Annotated in this window: 16 protein-coding genes; 14 read left to right on the forward strand and 2 right to left on the reverse strand. The window is 58.6% G+C overall.

Annotated features, from left to right (window positions below; all coding sequences use genetic code 11):
- Position 1: 1 nt before the first annotated feature.
- Genes paaA through AC2FJZ_RS10970 form a run of 6 tightly spaced genes read left to right on the forward strand, consistent with a single transcriptional unit; the run spans position 2 to position 4,381 of the window.
- Positions 2 to 979: a 1,2-phenylacetyl-CoA epoxidase subunit PaaA gene (gene paaA / locus AC2FJZ_RS10945; RefSeq protein WP_050604312.1), complete on the forward strand. Its 978-nt coding sequence runs from the start codon at positions 2 to 4 to the stop codon at positions 977 to 979.
- A 23-nt stretch (positions 980 to 1,002) separates the two neighbouring features.
- Positions 1,003 to 1,287: a 1,2-phenylacetyl-CoA epoxidase subunit PaaB gene (paaB, locus tag AC2FJZ_RS10950; protein WP_050604311.1), complete on the forward strand. Its 285-nt coding sequence runs from the start codon at positions 1,003 to 1,005 to the stop codon at positions 1,285 to 1,287.
- The gene (paaC, locus tag AC2FJZ_RS10955; RefSeq protein WP_496777567.1) at positions 1,287 to 2,054 is read left to right on the forward strand and encodes a 1,2-phenylacetyl-CoA epoxidase subunit PaaC; all 768 of its coding nucleotides are present in this window, start codon (positions 1,287 to 1,289) and stop codon (positions 2,052 to 2,054) included. Before paaB ends, paaC begins: the two co-directional genes overlap by 1 nt.
- A 6-nt stretch (positions 2,055 to 2,060) precedes the next feature.
- Positions 2,061 to 2,519, forward strand: coding sequence for a 1,2-phenylacetyl-CoA epoxidase subunit PaaD (gene paaD, locus AC2FJZ_RS10960; RefSeq protein ID WP_050604309.1), 459 nt, complete (start codon positions 2,061 to 2,063; stop codon positions 2,517 to 2,519).
- 13 nt (positions 2,520 to 2,532) lie between these two features.
- Positions 2,533 to 3,606 carry a 2Fe-2S iron-sulfur cluster-binding protein gene (locus AC2FJZ_RS10965; RefSeq protein ID WP_496777569.1) on the forward strand — a complete coding sequence of 358 codons (1,074 nt, stop codon included), beginning with the start codon at positions 2,533 to 2,535 and terminating at the stop codon, positions 3,604 to 3,606.
- 13 nt (positions 3,607 to 3,619) lie between these two features.
- Positions 3,620 to 4,381, forward strand: a complete 762-nt coding sequence (locus AC2FJZ_RS10970) for a Phenylacetic acid catabolic protein (protein ID WP_496777570.1) — start codon at positions 3,620 to 3,622, stop codon at positions 4,379 to 4,381.
- A 244-nt stretch (positions 4,382 to 4,625) separates the two neighbouring features.
- Here AC2FJZ_RS10970 and AC2FJZ_RS10975 read toward each other — a convergent pair whose 3' ends face one another.
- A complete protein-coding gene (locus AC2FJZ_RS10975) occupies positions 4,626 to 5,972 on the reverse strand; it encodes an MmgE/PrpD family protein (protein WP_496777572.1) in 1,347 nt (448 codons plus the stop codon).
- 224 nt (positions 5,973 to 6,196) lie between these two features.
- Here AC2FJZ_RS10975 and AC2FJZ_RS10980 point away from each other — a divergent pair, with 224 nt between their 5' ends.
- A complete protein-coding gene (locus AC2FJZ_RS10980) occupies positions 6,197 to 7,093 on the forward strand; it encodes a LysR substrate-binding domain-containing protein (RefSeq protein WP_496777574.1) in 897 nt (298 codons plus the stop codon).
- 263 nt (positions 7,094 to 7,356) lie between these two features.
- The gene (locus tag AC2FJZ_RS10985; RefSeq protein WP_496777576.1) at positions 7,357 to 9,774 is read left to right on the forward strand and encodes a GcvT family protein; all 2,418 of its coding nucleotides are present in this window, start codon (positions 7,357 to 7,359) and stop codon (positions 9,772 to 9,774) included.
- Positions 9,775 to 9,903: 129 nt separating this feature from the next.
- Here the strand turns inward: AC2FJZ_RS10985 and AC2FJZ_RS10990 are convergent, their stop codons facing one another.
- Complete coding sequence (locus AC2FJZ_RS10990) at positions 9,904 to 10,770, reverse strand: LysR family transcriptional regulator (RefSeq protein WP_496777577.1); 867 nt, start codon at positions 10,768 to 10,770, stop codon at positions 9,904 to 9,906.
- 108 nt (positions 10,771 to 10,878) lie between these two features.
- Here AC2FJZ_RS10990 and AC2FJZ_RS10995 point away from each other — a divergent pair, with 108 nt between their 5' ends.
- The 6 genes from AC2FJZ_RS10995 to AC2FJZ_RS11020 are packed head-to-tail and all read left to right on the forward strand — an operon-like array spanning position 10,879 to position 21,560.
- Positions 10,879 to 12,423, forward strand: coding sequence for a trimethylamine methyltransferase family protein (locus AC2FJZ_RS10995; RefSeq protein ID WP_496777579.1), 1,545 nt, complete (start codon positions 10,879 to 10,881; stop codon positions 12,421 to 12,423).
- Positions 12,420 to 13,712: an aspartate aminotransferase family protein gene (locus AC2FJZ_RS11000; protein WP_496777580.1), complete on the forward strand. Its 1,293-nt coding sequence runs from the start codon at positions 12,420 to 12,422 to the stop codon at positions 13,710 to 13,712. The genes AC2FJZ_RS10995 and AC2FJZ_RS11000 overlap by 4 nt, the downstream gene beginning before the upstream one ends.
- Positions 13,709 to 16,108 (forward strand): GcvT family protein, encoded by a 2,400-nt coding sequence (locus AC2FJZ_RS11005; RefSeq protein WP_496777582.1) that lies wholly within the window; start codon positions 13,709 to 13,711, stop codon positions 16,106 to 16,108. The genes AC2FJZ_RS11000 and AC2FJZ_RS11005 overlap by 4 nt, the downstream gene beginning before the upstream one ends.
- Positions 16,105 to 18,516, forward strand: coding sequence for a GcvT family protein (locus tag AC2FJZ_RS11010; RefSeq protein WP_496777583.1), 2,412 nt, complete (start codon positions 16,105 to 16,107; stop codon positions 18,514 to 18,516). Before AC2FJZ_RS11005 ends, AC2FJZ_RS11010 begins: the two co-directional genes overlap by 4 nt.
- Positions 18,517 to 18,519: 3 nt before the next feature.
- The gene (locus AC2FJZ_RS11015) at positions 18,520 to 19,887 is read left to right on the forward strand and encodes an amidase (protein WP_496777585.1); all 1,368 of its coding nucleotides are present in this window, start codon (positions 18,520 to 18,522) and stop codon (positions 19,885 to 19,887) included.
- 2 nt (positions 19,888 to 19,889) lie between these two features.
- Entirely contained in the window at positions 19,890 to 21,560 is a 1,671-nt protein-coding gene (locus AC2FJZ_RS11020; protein WP_496777587.1) for a thiamine pyrophosphate-binding protein, read from the forward strand.
- The last annotated feature ends 38 nt before the right edge of the window (positions 21,561 to 21,598 follow it).

A 21,598-nucleotide genomic window follows, 5' to 3' on the forward strand; every position in this document is an offset into this window, starting at 1 on the left:
CATGTACGCTCAGATGGTTAAATCCGAGGCGTCGAATGACGATCCGGAAAAACTGGCAGAGTTCCAGGCGCGGATTGATGCCGATATCAAGATCGAACCAAAGGACTGGATGCCTCAGGGGTATCGTAAGACCTTGATCCGACAGATCGGCCAGCACGCGCATTCCGAAATCGTCGGACAATTGCCAGAAGGGAATTGGATCACCCGCGCACCCACGTTGGAGCGCAAGGCGATCCTTTTGGCCAAGGTGCAGGATGAGGCCGGGCATGGGTTGTATCTGTACTGTGCCGCTGAAACGCTGGGCGTCAGCCGGGATGAGTTGACTGAGATGCTGCTGGACGGGCGCATGAAATACTCGTCGATCTTCAACTACCCAACGCTGAACTGGGCCGATATCGGTGCGGTCGGATGGCTGGTCGATGGGGCCGCCATCATGAACCAGGTACCGCTGCAGCGGACATCTTTCGGGCCATATTCGCGCGCCATGATCCGCATCTGCAAGGAAGAAAGCTTTCACCAGCGGCAAGGCTATGACGCGATCCGCAAGATGGCCGAAGGTACTCCAGAACAAAAGAAAATGGCGCAAGATGCGATGAACCGTTTCTGGTATCCGTCGCTGATGATGTTCGGGCCGTCCGACAAAGAATCGGTCCATTCCGCGCAATCGATGGCATGGAAGATCAAGATCAACACCAATGACGAGCTGCGCCAGAAATTTGTCGACCAGACTGTGCCGCAGGCTGAATATCTGGGCCTGACCATTCCTGATCCGGATCTGAAGTGGAACGAGGAACGCGGACATTACGACTTCTCGGAACCCGACTGGTCCGAATTTTTCGATGTGATCAAAGGCAATGGTCCCTGCAACGTCGACCGTCTGGCGGCCCGCAACAAGGCGTGGGACGACGGCAAATGGGTCCGAGACGGGCTATTGGCCCATGCTCGCAAGAAAAAGGCTGGCAATCTGGCCGCTGAATAAGCTTACCCTGAGGAGGAAACCCGATGAACACTGAATGGCCCCTGTGGGAAATCTTCATCCGTGGCCAACATGGGATGAGCCACCGGCATGTCGGCTCGCTGCATGCCCCGGACGCGGAAATGGCGATCAAGAACGCGCGCGATGTTTACACCCGCCGTAACGAAGGCGTTTCGATCTGGGTGGTTGAGGCCAACAATATCTCTGCCTCGTCGCCCAGCGACAAAGGCCCGCTGTATGAGCCCAGCGAAAGCAAAGTGTACCGCCATCCAACCTTCTTCGACATTCCCGATGAAGTGGGAGCGATGTAATGGGTGTTTCGGTTTCCAATGACGCTTTGCTGCAGTTTCTGCTGCGGATGGGGGACAACACTCTGATCCTTGGCCACCGGGTCAGTGAGTGGTGCGGTCACGCGCCGGTCCTGGAGGAAGACATTGCGCTGGCCAATACCGCGTTGGACCTGATCGGGCAGACGCAGATGTGGCTGGGTTTGGCAGGTGAGATTGAGGGCGGTAAATCCGCCGATGATCTGGCCTTTCTGCGCGACGCCTGGGATTTCCGCAATGTGCTGCTGGTCGAGGTTCCGAACGGAGATTTCGGCCGCACGCTGATGCGCCAGTTCCTGTTCGATGCTTGGCATTCGATCATGCTGGGGCGCTTGATGACATCCTCGGATGACCGTGTCGCCGCCATTGCCGCCAAGGCCAGCAAAGAGGTTGCCTATCACCTCGAACGCTCGGGCGACACGGTTGTGGGTCTTGGTGACGGCACCGAGGAAAGCCATGCCCGGATGCAGGAAGCTTTAGATTATCTGTGGCCTTATGTCGGTGAGATGTTTGCCAGCGACGAGGTTGACGCCAAGATTGTCGCCGCAGGTATCGCGCCGAACCCAAACGACCTACGAGAGGAATATGACGCTCTGGTCGAGCGGATTCTGACCCAGGCAACGCTGACTATTCCAGAAAGCCGCTTTGCTCATAAAGGCGGTCGCGACGGGCGAATGCATACCGAGCATCTGGGCCACCTGCTGACACAGATGCAATGGCTGCAGCGCGCCTATCCTGGGGCAAAGTGGTAAGAGCAGATGCAGACCTCGACTGATCAGATCTGGAGCTGGCTGGACGCCGTTCCCGACCCAGAGATTCCGGTGATCTCGGTCGTGGATTTGGGCATCGTTCGCGATGTGCGTTGGGACGCTGAAACGCTGGTTGTGAGGGTCACACCAACGTACTCCGGCTGTCCGGCAACGTCCGTCATCAGTATGGATATCGAAACCGCTTTGCGCGACCACGGGATCGGCGATGTGCGGATCGAAACCAGCATAGCACCTGCCTGGACCACCGATTGGCTTAGTGAAAAAGGCCGTGCCAAGCTGGAAGACTATGGGATCGCGCCGCCACAACCGGCGGGCGGACCAGAACGTTGCCCGCGTTGCGGCAGCGAGGCCGTTGAAAAAGTCAGCCAGTTTGGCTCGACCCCGTGCAAGGCCCATTGGCGCTGCACCGACTGTCTGGAACCCTTTGACTATTTCAAGTGCATCTGAGGAGGAGCACCGGATGGCACGTTTTCATGACCTGAAAGTCACCGACATCCACAAAACCATCCGCGATGCGGTTGTCGTGACGCTTGAGCCCGCGAATGGCGCAGCGGACCAATTCAACTTTGTCGCTGGTCAGTACCTGACGTTCCGGCGCGATTTTGACGGCGAAGAACTCCGTCGCTCATACTCGATCTGCGCTGGCAAGGATGACGGCGTTCTTCAGGTTGGTATTAAACGTGTAGATGGTGGAGCATTCTCAAGCTGGGCCAACGCGGAACTGAGCGTTGGCGACGTTGTGCAGGCGATGCCACCGATGGGCAGCTTTCACGTGCCAATCGAAGCGGAGGCGGAAAAACAATACGTCGGCTTTGCTGGCGGATCGGGTATCACACCGGTTCTGTCGATCCTGAAAACTACGCTGGCCCGCGAACCCAAGTCCCACTTCACGCTGATCTATGCCAACAAGGGCGTCAACACGATCATGTTCCGAGAGGAACTTGAGGACTTGAAAAACCTCTATATGGGCCGCCTGAACGTGATCCATATTCTTGAGACCGACGCCCAGGAGATTGATCTGTTCACGGGGCTCGTGACGCAGGAAAAATGCGGCGAGCTGTTCAAACACTGGATCGACATCAAGAACGTTGACATGGCCTTCATCTGTGGACCTGAACCGATGATGCTGGGTATTGCCGCCGCGCTGCGGGAGCACGGGCTTGAAGACAACCAGATCAAGTTCGAACTCTTTGCCAGCGCCCAACCGGGTCGGGCCAAGCGCAAGACAACTGCAGAAGAGGCAGGAAAGCAGGCGAACCAGACCAGCGCTTCAATTACGCTCGACGGCTCCACCCAAACAGTAACCCTACCCAAGGATCAGTCCATTTTGGACGCAGCCTTGGAAAACGCCATGGACGCGCCTTACGCCTGTAAAGCTGGTGTGTGCTCCACCTGTCGCTGCCGCGTGCTCGAGGGTGAGGTCGAGATGCTCGCCAATCATGCGCTCGAGGATTACGAGGTCGAAAAAGGCTATGTGCTGAGCTGTCAGGCTTATCCGGTAACAGACCGCGTGGTCGTGGACTACGACCAATAAAGGGAGAGGATCAATGACCGAAGCCATGACACTTGACAGCTATCTGGCCGCGGGCGGGGTGCTGACCAACCCGACCAATGTGCCACCACGCTACCGCGCCGAACTGATGAAGCTGATGGCAACCTTTGTGGATAGCGAATTGGCAGGCGCCGCCGGTTTTGCGGATATCATCAACCAGGGGCCGGGCATCAAGGAACGGATCGCGGCTGCCAAAATCGTGCTCGAGAAAACCGATCACGCAGACCGCGTCCTGAAAATTATGGGTGAGTTCGGTGCAGATACCGAGCGATATGCTACGCATCATCCCTGGACCGCGCGGCTGGATCGGGATGACGATGTCGGTGCGACCCGCAGTGAACATGACATGCGTCTTGCGGTGTTCAACTATCCGATCTCAGGCTGGACCGACGCCGTGATCATGAACCTTCTGATGAGCCGCGCGGTGGCCGAGCAATTGGCTGAGTTTTCGACGGTTTCGTATCAACCCCTCGCGGAAGTCTTCCGTCAGATCGCCGCTGTCGAGGCACATCATGGCGCGCTTGCGCTTGAGGGTGCTGTGAAGCTGGCAGAAAGCGGAGAGACAGAGCAGATGCAAGGTGCCGTGGACTATTGGTGGCCCCGTGTCGCAGTGTCCTTTGGCGGAGACGATCCGAAACGGTTCGCATTTCTGACGTCGATCGGTTTGCGTCATAATCGAAACAGCGCACTGAAAGAACGTTGGTCCCAAGCCGCAGGCGCCGTTGTTGAACAGCTGGGGTTGTCTACCCCAGCGTAAGACTTGGCATACTTGGAGCCGGCTTCCGTTCAAAACGGGGGCCGTGTCTTCAAGTCTCAATTTGTTCTCTTTTGTAAGTTTTCGCGGGTATTAGCACCTTCGTGCACGTCGTTGAAATCTTGGCCTGAGAATTGAAGGGGCTAGGTGAAAACAAGGCGGAGCAGAACGATTTATTGCTGGCGTCCATACTTCTTAGGTGGCTCAGAGGCATAGCTCAGTCTCGAGCCTCGACAATCGCCTGAACTCACGGCTCATCATAAAGCAGCGCCGCCAAGTCCGAGAATTTGGAGCCAGGTGCGCACAGCCCCCATACCGTTTTACGTATGGCTTCGGCCCGGTCCGTTCCCAAAGAGGGGGCTGCAAATTCCACGAACTTCTCGTCCACTTCTGCGTCATCCATAGGTGCTTCGGGCCCGCCCCGCGCGTGTACATCGCCTGAGTCCAGAACCTGCCCATCTGTCAGTGTTATCGAGACATCGGCGAACCGGCTTTTGGGGAAGCGGCGTGAGTGGCGTTCCGTCTCAAAGACGGAAATGCGATCGACAATCGACGCGACCAAAGGGTCCGACAGCCCGGCGCCAGTGATGTGTTCGACCCCGATCCGCCCATGGGCGGCCATGGTGGCGACCGCAAACGGAAGGGAATACTGTGCCTTCGACGTATCGTCTGGCATCCCTTGAAACAGACAAGCGCTTTCGCGGAAGGTATTGACCCGGATCGCCGCGATATCCGTGTGGCTCAGGTCATGATCGCGCATCAACGCACGTGTTGCGTCAATTGCGGCATGTGCCCAACGGCAGATCGGGTAGGGTTTCACATATTGGTGCTCCATCTGCCAAAACCGCCCCAGATCTTGCCAGTATGGCGCGACCTCGTCCGCTTCGATGGTGATCGCAGGAGCGCCAACAAAGCCTTTTTCCGCCAGAACGACCGAAGATACCCCGACCAAGGCACCCCAACCTGAACCGTCATGCAACATGGTGGGATTGGCGATTTCCCGCATCATCTGACTGCGGGGACCGTGGTATTCGGCGATCCCCATGGCCTGCCGCATCTGCTCGGCGCTCAGCCCACGTAACCGAGCCGTAACTGCCACCACTCCCAACGCGTTCCATGCGCCCGAAGTGTGATAATCGCTGACGGTGTTGTGCAAAGAGATCCCGGCCCGACCAGCGACCTCGTAGCCAATGGTGACACCGGCCAGAGCTTCGGGGCCTGAAAAATCTCTGACCGTTTCAGCCACAGCCGCCAGCGCGGGAATAACCGCCACACCGATATGGCCCTTGGTCGGGTTATACCCGTCATGGCCATCCAGATTATCGGTCTGGGTTGCGGCAGCATAGGCGGCTCCGGCGGCACTGACCGGGCGACCGTCAAACAGCATTCGCGCAGCATAGGCATCGTCACCCGCGCCATAGAGTGCGCGGGCGGTTTCGCGTGCGATCACCCCGGCCGTCATCGGTGCGGATCCGATCGCGATACCCAACGTGTCCAGCGTCATCCGCGCGGCAGCTCTCAGCGTTGTGGCCGGGATATCCTCGACAGATGTTCCAAGGGTAAAGTCTGCAATATTTTGAAATCTGTCCGCCACGGCCTGCCTGCTTGTGTTTTGGGGGTCTGGATACCGGTCTTGGCAGAAAATTATGCGCCTTTTACTTTGGCGGCACGAAAACAATCCAAGGGCATTGGCCCCGGAATTTTTGTGGCAATGAGATCCGTCTTGTCCCATATGTAAAATTCTTTTTGTCGCAAAAGTACAAAAGGCCGGGCCTGCTTCGCCATACTCGACATGTAAACTGCCATGGATCACAGCACATGATGAACCTGCCGCACCTGTCCTTTCTGCGCTCTTTCGAGGCCGCTGCCCGTCACCTCAGCTTTACCAGCGCGGCGGAAGAACTGAATTGTACGCAGTCGGCTGTCAGCAATCACGTGCGTTCGCTTGAAGAATTTCTAAAGCGCCCGCTTTTCGTGCGTCACGCCCGGTCTCTGTCACTGACGGATGTGGGCAAAGCTTATCTGCCCTCGGTGCGCCATGCGTTGCAGGAAATCGATGTGGCCACCCAATCTCTGGTGCTGCGACCTCATACCCGAACAGTTGTCGTCTCTTGTCCTGTCAGCTTGGCCGAAAACTGGTTGCCCGATGTCATTCAGAGTTTCTCGGAGGTGCATCCCGACATTTCCCTGACTGTTCACGGCACGATTTGGACCGATGTCGATCCCAATGTCTCAGACATCTCGATCGTCATTAGCCATGTCGACGACGTAGCCGAGGGTCTGACGCGGTTGTGGACGGACAAGCTGACTGTTGTCTGCGCCCCGAACTATTGTGTCGCGGGTCAACCCATGAGGGACCCGCATCAATTGGGCAGTGCACAACTGATTCACATTCTTGGCCGCCCTGCCTATTGGGAGAAGGTGGCGGTAGAATTCGGGCTGGAAGATCTGAACCAGAAAGAAGGTCCAAGGACCAATGTCTCGAATCTTGCGTTGGAGCTGGCCTCGAAATCTCTGGGATGTGTGGCCTTGCCGAAATCGCTTGCTCGTCCCTATGTGGATCGAGGTTTGTTGATAGAACCTTTCGAACTGAATCTGGAAAGCCCTTGGGCCTATTATGCCAACCTCCGGAAAACGGGGGCCACTCCTGCGGTTCAGCTGTTTCAGGACTGGCTGATGACGGTGGCGGCGCAGACCGGCGATCTGATTGGTTAAGCGGACCTCGTCTGGTGCGGCACGGACACACCGGATCAAAACCTGCGCGCCAGACGCGCAGAAAAATCGACCGCTTTGCCACAGTTTTTTTCGCATGTCACAAGATGTGAACCACCCTAGGGTCCAAACCAACTTTTTGAAAGACAACACAAAGCGTCACCTGTCATGAGCCAAACCCCGAGAATTGCGTCAGTTCAGACTTGCGGCCCTTCAACTCAGATCGATCACTTCATGAAATGCGGTGAGCTTAAGGACATTTACTGATGAAAACCCACGCACAAGCTGTTGTCATAGGTGGCGGTCTTGCCGGTACTTCAATCCTGTACCACCTTGCCAAGCTCGGTTGGACTGACGTCATCCTGCTGGAACGGGACGAGTTGACCAGCGGCTCGACCTGGCACGCGGCCGCCAACATTCATGGTCTGCATGACAACAATAACATCACTCGTATCCAGCATTATACAATGAACCTGTATAAAGAACTGGAGAAGGAAACCGGCCAAAGCTGTGGGGTGTTTCAACCCGGGTCGCTTTACCTGGCCCAGACCGAAGAGCGCGAGCAGCAGTTGCGCCTGCAAGAGGCCAAAGCACGATTTTACGGTCTGAACTTCCACGAGGTCAGCCGGGAAGAGGCGAAAGAACTCCATCCGCTGGCGCAGTTCGATGACATTCGTTGCATCATGTACGAACCCGATGGTGGCAATGTGGACCCCTCGGGTGTTCCTCACGCCTATGCTGCTGGGGCCCGGGCCATGGGGGCCACGATTGAACGGTTCTGCCCGGTCATTGGGACTGAACAACAGTCCGATGGCAGCTGGATCGTGCGTACGCCCAAGGGCGACATTCATACCCAGTGGGTGGTCAATGCCGCTGGCCTTTGGGGTCGTGAAGTGGCGGCACTGGCGGGCCTGACCCTGCCGCTGCAACCCACCGAACACCAGTATTTCGTGACCGAAGCCATCGACGAAGTGGCCAATCTGGGCCGCCGTTTACCCTCGATCGCCGACCGTGACGGCGAATACTACTTCCGGCAGGAAGGCAACGGGTTGCTGATCGGTGCCTATGAGAAAGACATGAAGTTCTGGGCCGAAGACGGCACGCCGCTGGACTTTGCGCATGACCTGTTCCCCGACGATCTGGACCGGATCATGGAAAACGTCATCCGCGCCACCGAGCGGGTGCCGGTTGCGGCAACCGCCGGGGTCAAGCGGGTGATCAACGGGCCGATGATCTGGTCGCCTGACTCAAACATGCTGTGGGGGCCGGTGCCCGAGCTGAAGAACTATTTTCTGATCGGGGGGTTGATCCCCGGGTTTTCGCAGTCTGGTGGTCTGGGCCTTTTGGCGGCGCAATGGATGATCGAGGGCGAGCCGCAATATGACATGTTCGCTTGGGATCTGGCCCGTTTTGGTGACTGGGCCGACAAGAAATTCACCAAAGCGCGCGTGCAGGATTCCTACATCCACCGCTTCAAGATCCACTTCCCCAACGAGGAGCGCAGCGCAGGACGCCCGGCCCGCGTACGTCCCGCTTACGAGATGCAGAAACAGATGGGCTGCGTCTTTGGGCTCAACTGCGGCTGGGAACACCCGCTTTGGTTTGCCGATGAACCCGGCACCGAAGAAACCACCGGCTTTACGCGCCAAAACTGGTTCGATCCGGTTGGGCGCGAGGTAAAGATGCTGCGCAACAGCGTAGGTATCATCGATATCTCGAACTTTGCCAATTACGTGATCAAGGGACCGGGCGCTTATGACTGGCTGGACCGTCTGGTCGCCAATCGCGTGCCCACCGAGGTGGGGCGAAGCTGCCTGACTCCTTTGATCTCGGTTCGCGGTGGCGTGGCGGGTGACTTCACCATCACCAAGCTTGCCGACGAAGAATACATGATGATCGGCTCAGGCATGGCCGAACGCTATCATCAGCGCTTCTTCCAAATGGTCGAAATGCCCGAGGGCACCACGTTGGAGGTTGCGACCGACCGCATCGCCGGGTTCAACATCGCTGGCCCGAAATCGCGCGAAGGGCTGTCGCGTCTGACCAATGCCGACCTGTCCAACGACGTGTTCCGCTTCATGCGGTCGCAGAAGATCATCGTCGCGGGTGTGGAATGTGTGGCCATCCGCGTTAGCTTCACCGGCGATCTGGGTTGGGAATTGCATTGCGCCGAAGACGATCAGGTTGCGCTTTACACAGCGCTGCTTGAAGCTGCCAAGGATTGCGGCGGAGGCCCGGTTGGTGGGCGTGCATTGGGGTCATTGCGTATCGAAAAGGGCTATGGGTCCTGGGGGCGGGAGTATTCTCAGGAGTATTGGCCGCAAGAGGTCGGATTGACCGGGCTGATCAAACTGGACAAGGACTTCCTGCACAAGGACGCCTATTTGGCGATCAAGGACAATGCCCCGCGCGAGGTTTTGTCGGTGTTCGAACTGGATGTGACCGAAGACGCCGACGCCACGGGCAGCGAGCCGATCTTTTCGCCCGAAGGTGCGCCTGTGGGCCGGGTCACATCCGGGGCGTACGGGTATTCGGTCGGGAAGTCGCTTGCCCTTGGGTTCCGCAACCCCGAAGTGGCGCGACCCGGGGACAAGGTGGTGATCCAGGTGATCGGAACGCCGCACATAGGCCGAGTTCTGGCAGAGGCTCCATTCGACCCCAAGGGCGAAAGGCTGCGCGGTTAAAACCTCTGCACGCGTCCAAAACAATTGGTCCTGCCCAAAATGCGGGGTGGGACCTCAAAAACCATCAAGCGCATCGTGACAAGCGATGCGCACGCGCCCCTCACAGGCTGGGCACTGCCGGTTATACCTTCAACCTTGCGAAACCAGCCACTGGAGCACGTTCTGAACTTCGCGTCGGTCCCGGCTTTCGTCCTGGGCTTCGACAAAATAGCCATGCGTTGGTTTGATATCTTCGTCGAACAGGCGCAGCACGCGCCCCTCTCTGAGGTCCTGATCGATCAGCGGCAGCCAACCCACAACCGCACCTTGTCCTTCGGCTGCGCCGCGCAACAGAATATTAGCATCTTCGAAGATCACGCCCGCCAACGCGGATGAGGGCTGCACGTTCATTGCGACAAACCAGTCAAGCCACCCCCAGTGGTTACGTTGGTGTAGGATAGGTTTGTTCAGCAGGTCCTCGGGCGTGTCAATTGGCCCGTATTGTTTGATGTACTGCGCGCTGGCGATAGCGACAGGCCGTAGTTCCAGCAACTTGAGTGCACCACGTGGCATGTCCGCCAGGCGATGCCAGCTCAGGACAATATCTGCATGCGTCTGATCGCCCATGCGCGGGCGGTAAGAGGGCACGACCTCAAGCTCAACCCCTGGGAAACTCTGCCACAGGTCGCTGATGCGCGGCATCAGCCATCGGGCTGTCAGAATGGGACCTGCGGCCAGGCGCACAACCTTGCGTGATGTTCTGCGCAGGGTTCCAACCGTGTCTTCCAGCAGTCCAAACGCCTGCGCCGTTGTCTCGGCCAGCCGCTTTCCGTCTTCTGTCAGCCTGACTTCACGCCCTACACGTTCAAACAGCAACGTGCCCAGTTGACCTTCCATTCCACGGATGTGGTGACTGATGGCCGTTGGTGTCACCGCAAGGCGCTCGGCCGCAGCACGAAAACTGCCAGCCTTGGCCGCAGCGTCGAAAGCGCGCAGCGCGGATAGAGATGGAAGCATGAGATTCTCACTGATGAGTTCAACTCACTAAATGCTGAGGAAAGACCATTTGTAAATAGGCCATTATGGCTGCAACTATTGCAGGTAGTTAAACTGGACTCATGAAAAATGACCTCTACCGCCCGCAGGCGTGGTCGCAAGCAGCGGCTGAACCAAACAACTGAACCCGCGTTGAACCCTCCGGTCTGGCCGGGTGTCAATGGGGGGCGGTTTAAGCCGCTTTTGCCTGACGAGGTGGCGCTGGTTGAAGAAACGGCGCTGACGCTGCTGGAAACGCTTGGCCTTAGCCAGGCTATTCCGTCGATGATCGACAAGGTGCTTGCGGCCGGTGGGTCGATGACGGCCGACGACCGTTTGCTGTTCCCCCGCGCGTTGGTGCAACAGTCCATTGTTGATGCAAAGCGCAACTTTTCCCTTTGCGCTCAAACACCTGAACACGACTTGGATATCAGCAACGCCCGCGTGCACATGTCCAGCGGCGGTGCGGCCCCGGGCGTGTTTGACCTTGAAACGGGCGACTACCGGGATTCAACACTGGTTGACCTGTATGACGCGGCTCGGATTGTCGACCAGATGGAAAACATCCACCATTTCAGCCGTTCGGTTGTCGCCCGGGACATCGAAGACAATGCGGTGATGGACCTCAACACCGCTTATGCCTGTCTGGCAGGCACGTCCAAACATGTGTCGATGTCGATCAGCGAGCCTGAAAATGTGCCCACGATTGCGCAGCTATGTTACGCCGTCGCCGGCAGCGAGGCGGCTTTTCGCGCCCGACCTTTCCTGACCGTAATGGTGTGCCACGTCGTGCCACCCATGCGCTTTGCCGAGGAAGCATGCGAGGTGCTCGAGGCCGCAATTCTGGCGGGTTTCCCGGTACAATTGATCAGCGCCGGACAAGCTGGGGCAACCAGCCCGGCCACCATTGCCGGATCGTTGGTGCAGGCCGTGGCCGAAACGCTGGCGGGGCTTGTGTTCGCCCGCCTTGTTGACCCAGAGGTCAAGGCAATCTTTGCGCCCAAACCGCTGGTTGCAGATCTGCGCACCGGTTCGATGTGCGGCGGCGGTGGAGAACAAGCGATTCTGATGGCTGGCGCTGCGCAGATGGGGCGGCATTTCGATCTGCCAACCTCCTCTATCGCTGGGATTACCGACGCCAAATGTCTGGATGCGCAATACGGAGCCGAGAAATCGCTGGCTGTGACCATGGCTGCCCATGCGGGCTCGAACATCGTTACTCAAGCTGCGGGAATGCAGGCCAGTTTGCTGGGCGTCAGCCACGCGGCCTACGTCAGCGACAATGATATGCTGGGCAATATCCTGCGAACCCTACGCGGGATCGAGGCCACGTCCGAGAATATTGCCGCCGATGTAATCGCCGACGTTTGTCGGGGTGAAGGACACTATCTGGGCGAACAACACACGTTCAACCGGATGAAATCAGATTATTTCTACCCTGAAATCGGGGATCGCAAGACACCGCGGGAATGGCAGGAAGACGGTAGTCGATCAGTGGGGGACATCGCGCGGGACAAAGCGCGCGAGATAATGTCTGGCCATTTCCCACAGCACATTCCTGATGATGTTGACCGGGCGCTGCGCGCGCGTTTCGACATTCGTTTGACACGACAGCAAACCGGCAGATCCTCATGAAAAGTCAAAGCCTCAGCGCCCGCGCCCATGCCGTGATGCCCGGCGGTGTCAGTCACGAGTTGCGGTATAAAAGCCCACACCCGATCTATTTCCAGAGGGCAAAAGGGGCCGAGAAATGGGATGTGGACGGCAAGCGCTATATTGATTTCAAACTGGGTGCTGCCAGTCAGATACTGGGTCACGCCCATCCCGAAATCGCCGAAGCTGTCGCCCAGCAGATGGCGCGGATGCCCTATACCGCTGATTGTCATCCGCTTGAGGTCGAATGGGCCGAATGGCTAAACCGTCTGTTTCCATCTGCCCAGCGGGTACGTTTCACGGGGTCCGGCACGGAATCGACGATGCTGGCCCTGCGACTGGGCCGTGCGCATTCGGGCCGTGATAAAGTGCTGCGCATCGATGGCCATTTCCACGGCTGGCACGACATGTTGATGAAAGGTGCCAAACCCGGCATCAACACAGCGCCTTCTTTGGGTATACCGCACGCTGTCACCGATATGACGGTGATATCCCCCCCAGATCTGGGCGCTGTCGCCGAACTTTTGGACAGCGACCCGCAGATCGGAACCGTTTTTGTTGAGGCATCCGGCGCAAATTACGGTTCGGTCCCGCTACCGGACGGGTTCTTGCAGGGGGTGCGAGCTCTGACCGATCAAACTGGTCATGTGCTGGTCTTTGACGAGGTTATCACCGGCCTGCGCTGGTCGCCAGGCGGACGGCAGGCGCGTGACGGAGTGACACCGGATCTGACCACGCTGGCCAAGATTGTCACCGGAGGTCTGCCTGGTGGGACAGTTGTCGGTCGGGCTGATATCATGGATCTGCTCAGCCCCAGTGAAACCCGCGACGGGCTGTCGCCTCCGGTCAGCCACAAGGGCACCTTCAATGCGGCCCCTTTGGTGGCTGCCGGTGCGGTCAAGGCGATGGAAATTCTATCGACCGGTGACGTTCAGACCCACGCCGATGCAATGGCTGCGCGCCTGCGCGATGGCTTCAACACTGTATTCCGAGCATTGGACGTACAAGCATTGGCCTATGGCGACAGCTCGACCTGCCATCTTTATTTCGGCGGGCGATCCATTGACGGGCTGGATGCCACCGCAATCCGCAAAACACCCCCCGCTGTTGTCAAAGGTTTGCGAGACGGGTTGTTGGAGAGAGGCGTGGACTTCATGTCCTTCACCTCCTGCGTCACTGGCTTGCCACATACACCCGACCTGATCGACGAGGCGGTCGTGCATTTCCGCGACACCGTATCCGACCTCATCCGCGACGGAGTGCTGTCATGACGTTGCCCACCCATGCCCGCACTGTCATCATCGGCGGTGGTGTTATCGGCTGCTCGGTCGCTTATCATTTGGCGCGCGAAGGGCGGAAGGACATCGTTGTTCTGGAACGCTCGAAACTCACCAGCGGCACCACATGGCACGCGGCCGGTCTGGTGCGGCGCTTGCGGCCTTCGGCGACACTGACGAAGCTGATCAACTATTCCATCGACCTCTACAGCGAGCTTGAACGTGAAACCGGGCAAGCTACGGGCTGGACTCAAACGGGTTCATTGACGCTTGCCACCAACCAAGACAGGCTGATCAATATCAAACGTCAAGTCTCGCTTGGCCGTGCCTTCGGGCTTGAGGCCGAGGTTGTGGATGCGACCCGTGCCAAGGATCTGTGGCCGCTGATCGAGGTTGATGATGTGATTGGCGCTGTCTGGTCGCCCTCTGATGGGCGGGTCAACCCCTCTGACGTGGCTTTGGCGCTGTCCAAAGGCGCACGGGCGCGAGGGGTTCAGATCTTTGAAGATACCCGCGTGACTGGCCTGCAAAAGAAAAGCGGTCGGATATCAGCCGTCGAGGTCGGTGACCACGTCATTGAGGCCGACGAGGTTGTGATCGCCTGTGGGCTCTGGTCGCGCGAGGTCGCGGCCATGGCCGGAGCGCACATGCCGCTTTATGCTTGTGAACATTTCTACATCCTGACCAAACCCTTGCCCGAGGTTCAGGCCCTTGGAAAAGGCGTACATCTGCCCACGTTGAACGATCAGGACGCTTTCCTTTATGCCCGTGACGATGTTGAAGGGCTATTGGTGGGCTCGTTCGAGCCACACGCCAAGGGTCTGCCGCTGGAAAAGTTGCCTGCCGATTTCTCATTCGATCTGCTGGATGAGGACTGGGACCATTTCATGCCGATGATGGAAAACGCCCTGCGCCGTATTCCGGCGCTGGAACGGGCCGAGGTGCGGATGTTGCTGAACGGGCCTGAAAGCTTCACCCTCGACAGCCAGTTCATTCTGGGCGAAAGCCCCGAAGTGCCGGGGCTGTTTCTGATGGGCGGGATGAACTCGACCGGTATTGCTCTGGCGGGTGGAGCAGGCAAAGCGCTGGCCGAATGGATTATTGCCGGTGAACCCACTATGGAGCTGAACGAGGCCGACATTCGCCGGTTCAGCCCCGAAATGAACGTCCTTGGCGCGCTGGAAGCCCGCATCCCCGAGGTGCTGGGTCGGCACTATGACAATCCTTTTCCCGGGCGCACGATGGAGACAGCGCGAGGTCAGCGCCGGTCGCCCATTCATGCCGGGTTGGTGGCCGCCGGAGCGCAATTCGAAGCCCGTGGAGGTTGGGAGCGCGCGGTGCATTTCGGTGGCGAAGCCGCCCATCTGCCGCTGACCTTTGGTGTACCAGTCTGGCGTGATCAGGTTGGACAAGAGGTTGAAGCCTGCCGCAGCGGTGCGGCCATTCTGGATCAAAGCGCCTTTGGCAAGATCATGGTGCAGGGGCCGGATGCATGTGCCTTTCTGAACCGGCTCTGCGCTGCGCAAATGGATATGCCCGAGAGCCGTATCGCCTACACTCAGATTCTGAATACGCGCGGCGGTGTCGAAAGTGATCTGACCGTGCAGCGGCATGGGCCTGAAACCTATCTGATGATCGTCGGCGCCAATGAGACCGTCCGTGTAATGCAACGGATGCGGGGCACGAGGACTAACTATCGTGCCGAGTTCTTTGATGTGACTAGTGGATTTGCCATATTGGGACTCGCCGGAGCGAAAGCGCGCGAGGTTCTGCAAGCCACGACAAACACACCCGTGCCCGATCTGAAACGCTTCCGGTTCGCCCCGGTTGAGATTGGTCTGGCGCGAGGATGGGCGGGGCGGCTCAGCTTTACCGGCGAAGAAGGCTATGAACTCTACATCCCGGCCGAGATGGCGATGGCTGCGCACGAAGCGCTGGTCGCTGCTGGGGTAAGCCATGCAGGGCTTTATGCCAGCGGATCGCTTCGCATCGAAAGTGGCTTTAGGGCTTTCGGCCACGAACTGACACCGGGTACCACACCGCTTGAGGCCGGGTTGGGCGTATTCTGCGCCACGGGTACCGGGTTTGTCGGTGAAGATGCCTTGCAGGACCACAAATCCAAGCGGCGCATCGTTTCGATCTTGTTTGACGATCCCGCTGCGATCCCCTTGCACGATGAGCCTATTTACTTCGATGGCAAAGTTGTGGGCCAGATCACCTCGGCCGCGTGGAGTTACCGGTTTGGCCGCTCAGTGGCGCTTGGCCTGATCAACGCTCCGCTTGATCTTCTGGAAACACAGGAAGTTGTGGACGGATTCGAAGCCGAGATCGCTTGCACAGGCTTTGCCGCCAAAGCTTCTCTCAAACCCGCAAAGGTAGCTTTCGCATGAGCGATACGATCCAATCCACACGGGTAGCCATTATAGGCGGCGGTATCATGGGCGTTGCCGCGCAGTTTCAGCTGGCGGAAAACGGATGGGCTGACACGATCCTGTTTGAAAAAGCAGAACTGACCAGCGGGTCCACCTGGCACGCCGCCGGTCAGATCGCCCATGCGGTTGGCAGCCGCCTTATGGGGTGGATCAACAAAACCTCCATCGAAACCTACAAGCGGGTCGAGGCCGAAACCGGGCAAAGCATCGGCTGGCACGAAGTCGGCGGCATCCGGATTGCCACCACCGACGATGAAGTCGATTGGATGAAATCGATCATGGGCGTGGGCAAGCTGTTGGACCTGCCAATGGATCTGATCGGCCCGGACGAGGTGGCGCAGATCAACCCGTTTTACAGGGTTGATGACGTGAAGGCCGCGGTTCGCACCTATGCGGATGGGCATATCGACCCCTCAAGTGTGACCATGGCGCTGGCCGTCGCAACCCGATCGCGCGGTGCGCGGATCGAACGACACAACCGGGTAATCGGGGCCTCTCGCAAAGGCGATATGTGGCTGCTGCAGACGGAAAAGGGTGACGTTCTGGCCGAACATGTGGTGATTGCCGCCGGCTCATATGCCAATCAGGTTGGTGAGTGGTTCGGTTTGAAAATCCCCTCGGTGTCCTGTCTGCATCATTACCTTGTGACGGACACCGTGCCGCAGTTCGCCGACAGGCCGGAGCTACCCGTGATGCGCGACAACGCGTATGGCGGTTACATCCGACAGGAACAGAAATCCGGCTTGATCGGAATTTATGAAGGCCATGTCTGCCCGACAGTCTGGGAAATGCCCAAAGGTGCGCCATGGGCAGCGGAGAATGAGCTGTTTCAGGCCGATTATGACTCGATCGGCGATTTTCTTATGGTGGCCTTCCACAAAATGCCGATCCTAGCCGAGCTTGGTATCAAACGTGTCGTGCGTGGGGCCATCACGCACACGCCCGATGGTGGGATGTTGGTGGGGCCTTCTGGTGCCCCAAATGTCTGGCTGTCCTGTGGTTCGTCCATCGGGTTGGCGTGGGGCGGCGGTGCGGGCAAGGTGCTCGCCGATTGGATGGTGCATGGCGAGGCCGAGATCAACACGCGTGGCTTCGATCCCCGCCGTTACGGAGATTTCGCCTCGGACAGCTTCATCGTCGAGCGCACCAAGGACGAGTTCATGCGCCGCCATGACACGCCGTGTCCGGGCAAGCAGTTCGACAGCCTGCGGCCGTTGAGAAAGCACCCGTTGTATGACCGGCTTGCTGCCAAGGGCGCAGTTTTCGGTGAAATCGCCGGATGGGAGCGCCCGCGCTATTTTGGTGAAGTGGGAGAAATTGAACAGATCGGCTGGGGGCATCAGCGCTGGCACGAAAACGCCAGCGCCGAAGCTGAAACCACCCGCAATTCTGCCGGTGTGATAGACCTCTGCGCGTTTGCCCAATTCGAAATCTCAGGCAAGGATGCAGGCGCTCTGTTGGACAGGCTTTCGGCCAACCGTATTCCGACGAAAGACGGGCGGATCAGCTTGAACCATTTGCTGACGTCACATGGCCGTTTCGTGACCGAGATCACAATCTGGCGGATTGCTCAGGATCGGTTTTTCACCGGCTCCCCCATCGCCCGGGCCGCCCCGGATTTTGATTGGATCAGATCACACATCCGTCCGGGCGAGGATGTGACCATGATCAACCGTTCGGCGGATTGGGGGATGTTGGCATTGGCCGGCCCTGCGTCGCGCCGTATCTTGTCCGAGCTTACCGATGCCGACCTGTCCAACCGTGCCTTTCCATGGCTTTCGGGGCAGGAAATCCGTGTTGCGGGCATTCCCTGCTATGTCTTGCGTGTCTCGTTTGTTGGCGAGTTGGGGTGGGAATTGCACGCGCCGTTAGGTCAGATCGGTGATCTCTATGACGCACTATTCGAAGCGGGGCCCAAGCATGGGCTGACCGATCTGGGTTCCTATGCCTTTAACGGGATGCGCATGGAAAAAGCTTATCGCGCCAGTGGCGAACTGACCACGGATGTTGGCCCGCTTGACGTCGGACTCGACCGTTTTGTTGTCAGCGAAGGGCGTGATTTCTTGGGCCGCGACGCGTTGTTGAAACGCGATCCGACATGGCAGCTGTTCTACGCAGAGCTACATGCAGATGACATCGACATTCACGGTGGAGAACCGGTTTTACTGAACGGAAATCCCGTGGGTCTGACGACGTCGGGCGGGTACGGGTACACGATTGGCAAGTCGCTTGGTTGGCTGTTTGTCCGAAAAGGTACGCCGCAAATAGGTCTCAGTGTCCGAATTCTGAATCGCGACATCCCGGTGACCGTCCATCAGGATGCGCTTCTCGACCCGCAGAATCTGCGGCCGCGATCCGAGGAGTGACACTTGCTGCAACGAACCAATATCATTGAGAAATCGGCGACCGAACTTGCGACCGATCTGCGCGCACAAACCCTGAGTAGTGTTGAAGTTCTTGACGCGTACCGTACCCGTATCGAAAACGACACAGCCGGGGTGAACGCTTTTGTCACGTTGGACTGGGACGCCGCAAGTGCTCGGGCCGATGAATTGGACAAGCTGGCCGTGCGCGGGCAGTTCGCCGGGCCGTTGCATGGGCTGCCCATCGCGATCAAGGATTGCTTTGAGACCGCCGGTCTGCGAACCACGCACGGGTCAAAAAGCTTTTCCGAACATGTCCCCACAAAAGACGCGCTCCACGTGGAGCGTCTGCGTGCGGCTGGCGCCATTATTGTTGGCAAAACAAACACGCCCGAGTTCACTTTCTCCGGTCAAACCACAAACTTTTTAGCAGGCACGACGCGCAACCCGCTAAACCCTGAAAGGACGGTCGCGGGTAGCTCTGGTGGCGCTGCGGCCGCGCTGGCCGCCAACATGGTCGCGCTTGCTGATGGCTCGGATCTTGGGGGCAGTGCCCGTACACCGGCCGCGTGGTGTGGTGTGGTCGGTATGCGCCCCACATCGGGTTTGGTGCCTATGGATCCGAACCCGGCCCCTTTCGACGGGTTGTCCGTTCCATGCCCGATGGCGCGCACTGTCTCAGACCTCGCTTTGATGCTCAGCGTGATGCAGGGGTCGACGCCCAATCAGCCCCTTGGTTTTGCCGGCAGCTACCCGGACCCCGCCGCGTTGGACATCCCGCTGACGGTCGGACGCGCGGCGTTGAGCCTAGCGCCTTTTGGGGCCAGTGTTGATCCTTCGGTAAAGGCGGCTTTGGCCCCAGTTGCTGATCTGTGCCGCGATCTGGGTTGGCACGTCGATGAAGACATGGCCCCGGACCTTACCCCGCTGCTTGCACATGACAACATCATTCGGGGCCAATGCGCCTTGCAAATGCGCGCTGCTCTGAATCCAGACATGTCATTGGCAGGCGAGAGCTACCGCACGGCTTGTGCACAGGGTGAAGGGCAAAGCCTGTCTGATCTGATCGCCTATCAAACGACGCGCCGTCAAGTCTGGGACTCGGTTGTCACGTTTTTCACCCGCTATGATTTTGCCCTTTGGCCCACCGCCACTGGCATGCCGTTCAGCGCTGACCTGCGCGACAGCGAAATCACCGAGGACTGGCGCACAGTCACTCTGACACCCACGATGGAGCTTCCATCGGTTTCTATCCCCATGGGCCAGTCTTCGGACGGTATGCCTGTGGGTCTTCACATCACCGGCCCGAAAGGATCGGACGAACGGCTGCTGCGCTTTGCCCGCCAGATCGAACGCCAAATTTCCGGAGACTAAACATGACCACCATAAATGGCGGAGAAGCCGTCTATCGCGTTCTGAAAGCCAACGGCATCGATACCGTTTTTGGATTGTTGGGCGGTTCGATGCTCGAACTTTACGACGCTATGTATCAGGGCGGTCAGATCGCCTATGTGGGCGCACGCGACGAACGGGCTGCGGGTCATATGGCCGATGCCTGGGCGCGGATGACGGGTAAACCTGGTGTGGTTCTGGGCGCACAGGCCGGGCCCGGCGTGGTCAACATTGTGACTGCAGTGGCCGAGGCGCAACTGGCCTATTCACCGCTTGTTGTGATTGCCGGAGCGATCACTCGCGCCGATCAATGCAAGGACACGTTTCAGGAAATCGATCAAGTCGCGCTGTTTGCGCCCATTTCCAAACGCTCGGTCATGGTGACAGACCCTGCGAGGCTTGCACCGATGCTTGAAGACGCCATCCGGTTGGCAAATACAGGCCGGCGTGGCCCAGTGGTGCTGCATGTCCCGCGTGACTTGTTCGCCGCAGGCATACCGGCCTTTGAGCCTGCTCCGGTGAATATTGCGCGCGCGGGCCCTGCCGCGCCCTCGGACATAGCCGCCATTGCAAAGCTGTTGTCAGAGGCCGAAAGGCCGGTGATTTTTGCCGGTGGGGGATTCAAATGGGGGGCAGGGCATGATGCCCTTATGGCGCTGGCAGAAAAACTTGAAGTACCGGTCGTCGCCTCCACCGGTCATGCCGACGTCATGCCCCACGGGCACCCGTGGTTTGCGGGGCAGGCTGGCCCACGTGGTAACGTGGTCGCCAGTAGGCTGACTCGCGATGCAGATGTCATGGTGGTTCTGGGGGCCAGGCTTGGGTTCAACTCGACCTTTCATTCCAACGATTATGTCGGAGTCGACACCCGGATCGCCCATGTCGATATCGAAGGCGCAGCGGTTGGCCGGTACTTCCCGGCCGAAATCGCAGCGCAAGGTGACGCTCGTCTGACCGCCGAGGCCCTGGTCGATATTGCGCCTCGGCCAAACTGTGATCCTTGGCGCGCGGCCTTTCGTGCCGATATGGACGACCTCGCAGCCGAGCGCGCCGCTGAGGCAGCGCTTGAGAGCTTGCCCATGCACCCACGCCGAGCGCTGGCCGAAATCCGCGACACGCTGCCGGAAGATGCCATTGTAACACTGGACACCGGCAACACGTGTCTGCAGGCCGCCGACCGGCTGGCACATTATGCGCCGATGTCTTTGATCACGCCTTTGGACTTCGGCCTTGTCGGCTTTGGCCTTGCCGCCGCAATCGGGGCCAAGGCGGCAGCACCGGATCGCCCCGTCATAGCCCTCATGGGAGACGGTGCCGTCGGCTATACGATGATCGAAATTCAGACGGCTATTCAGAACAACCTTCCGATCACGATTGTTGTTTTGGATAATGAAGCATGGGGGGCCGAGAAAGCCTATCAGCAGGAGTTTTACGGTGGTCGGTTGCTGGGTGCCGAAATCCGCTCGCCCCGCTTTGACAAATTCGCAGAGCTGTGCGGTGGCAAAGGTATCTGGGTCGATGGCCCGGGTGATATGGGGCCAGCGCTGGAGCAAGCCATCGCGTCGAATGAAACCACTGTTATTCAGGCAAAGATCGACCCCGGCGCTTTGATGACTCTGCGCAAAGACCTGTTCAAAACGCCGCAAAAGAGTTGATTACTCAGTATATGCGCACTGCCGATCCGGCGAGACTG

The sequence above is a fragment of the Ruegeria sp. CDSA079 genome, assembly GCF_059612245.1.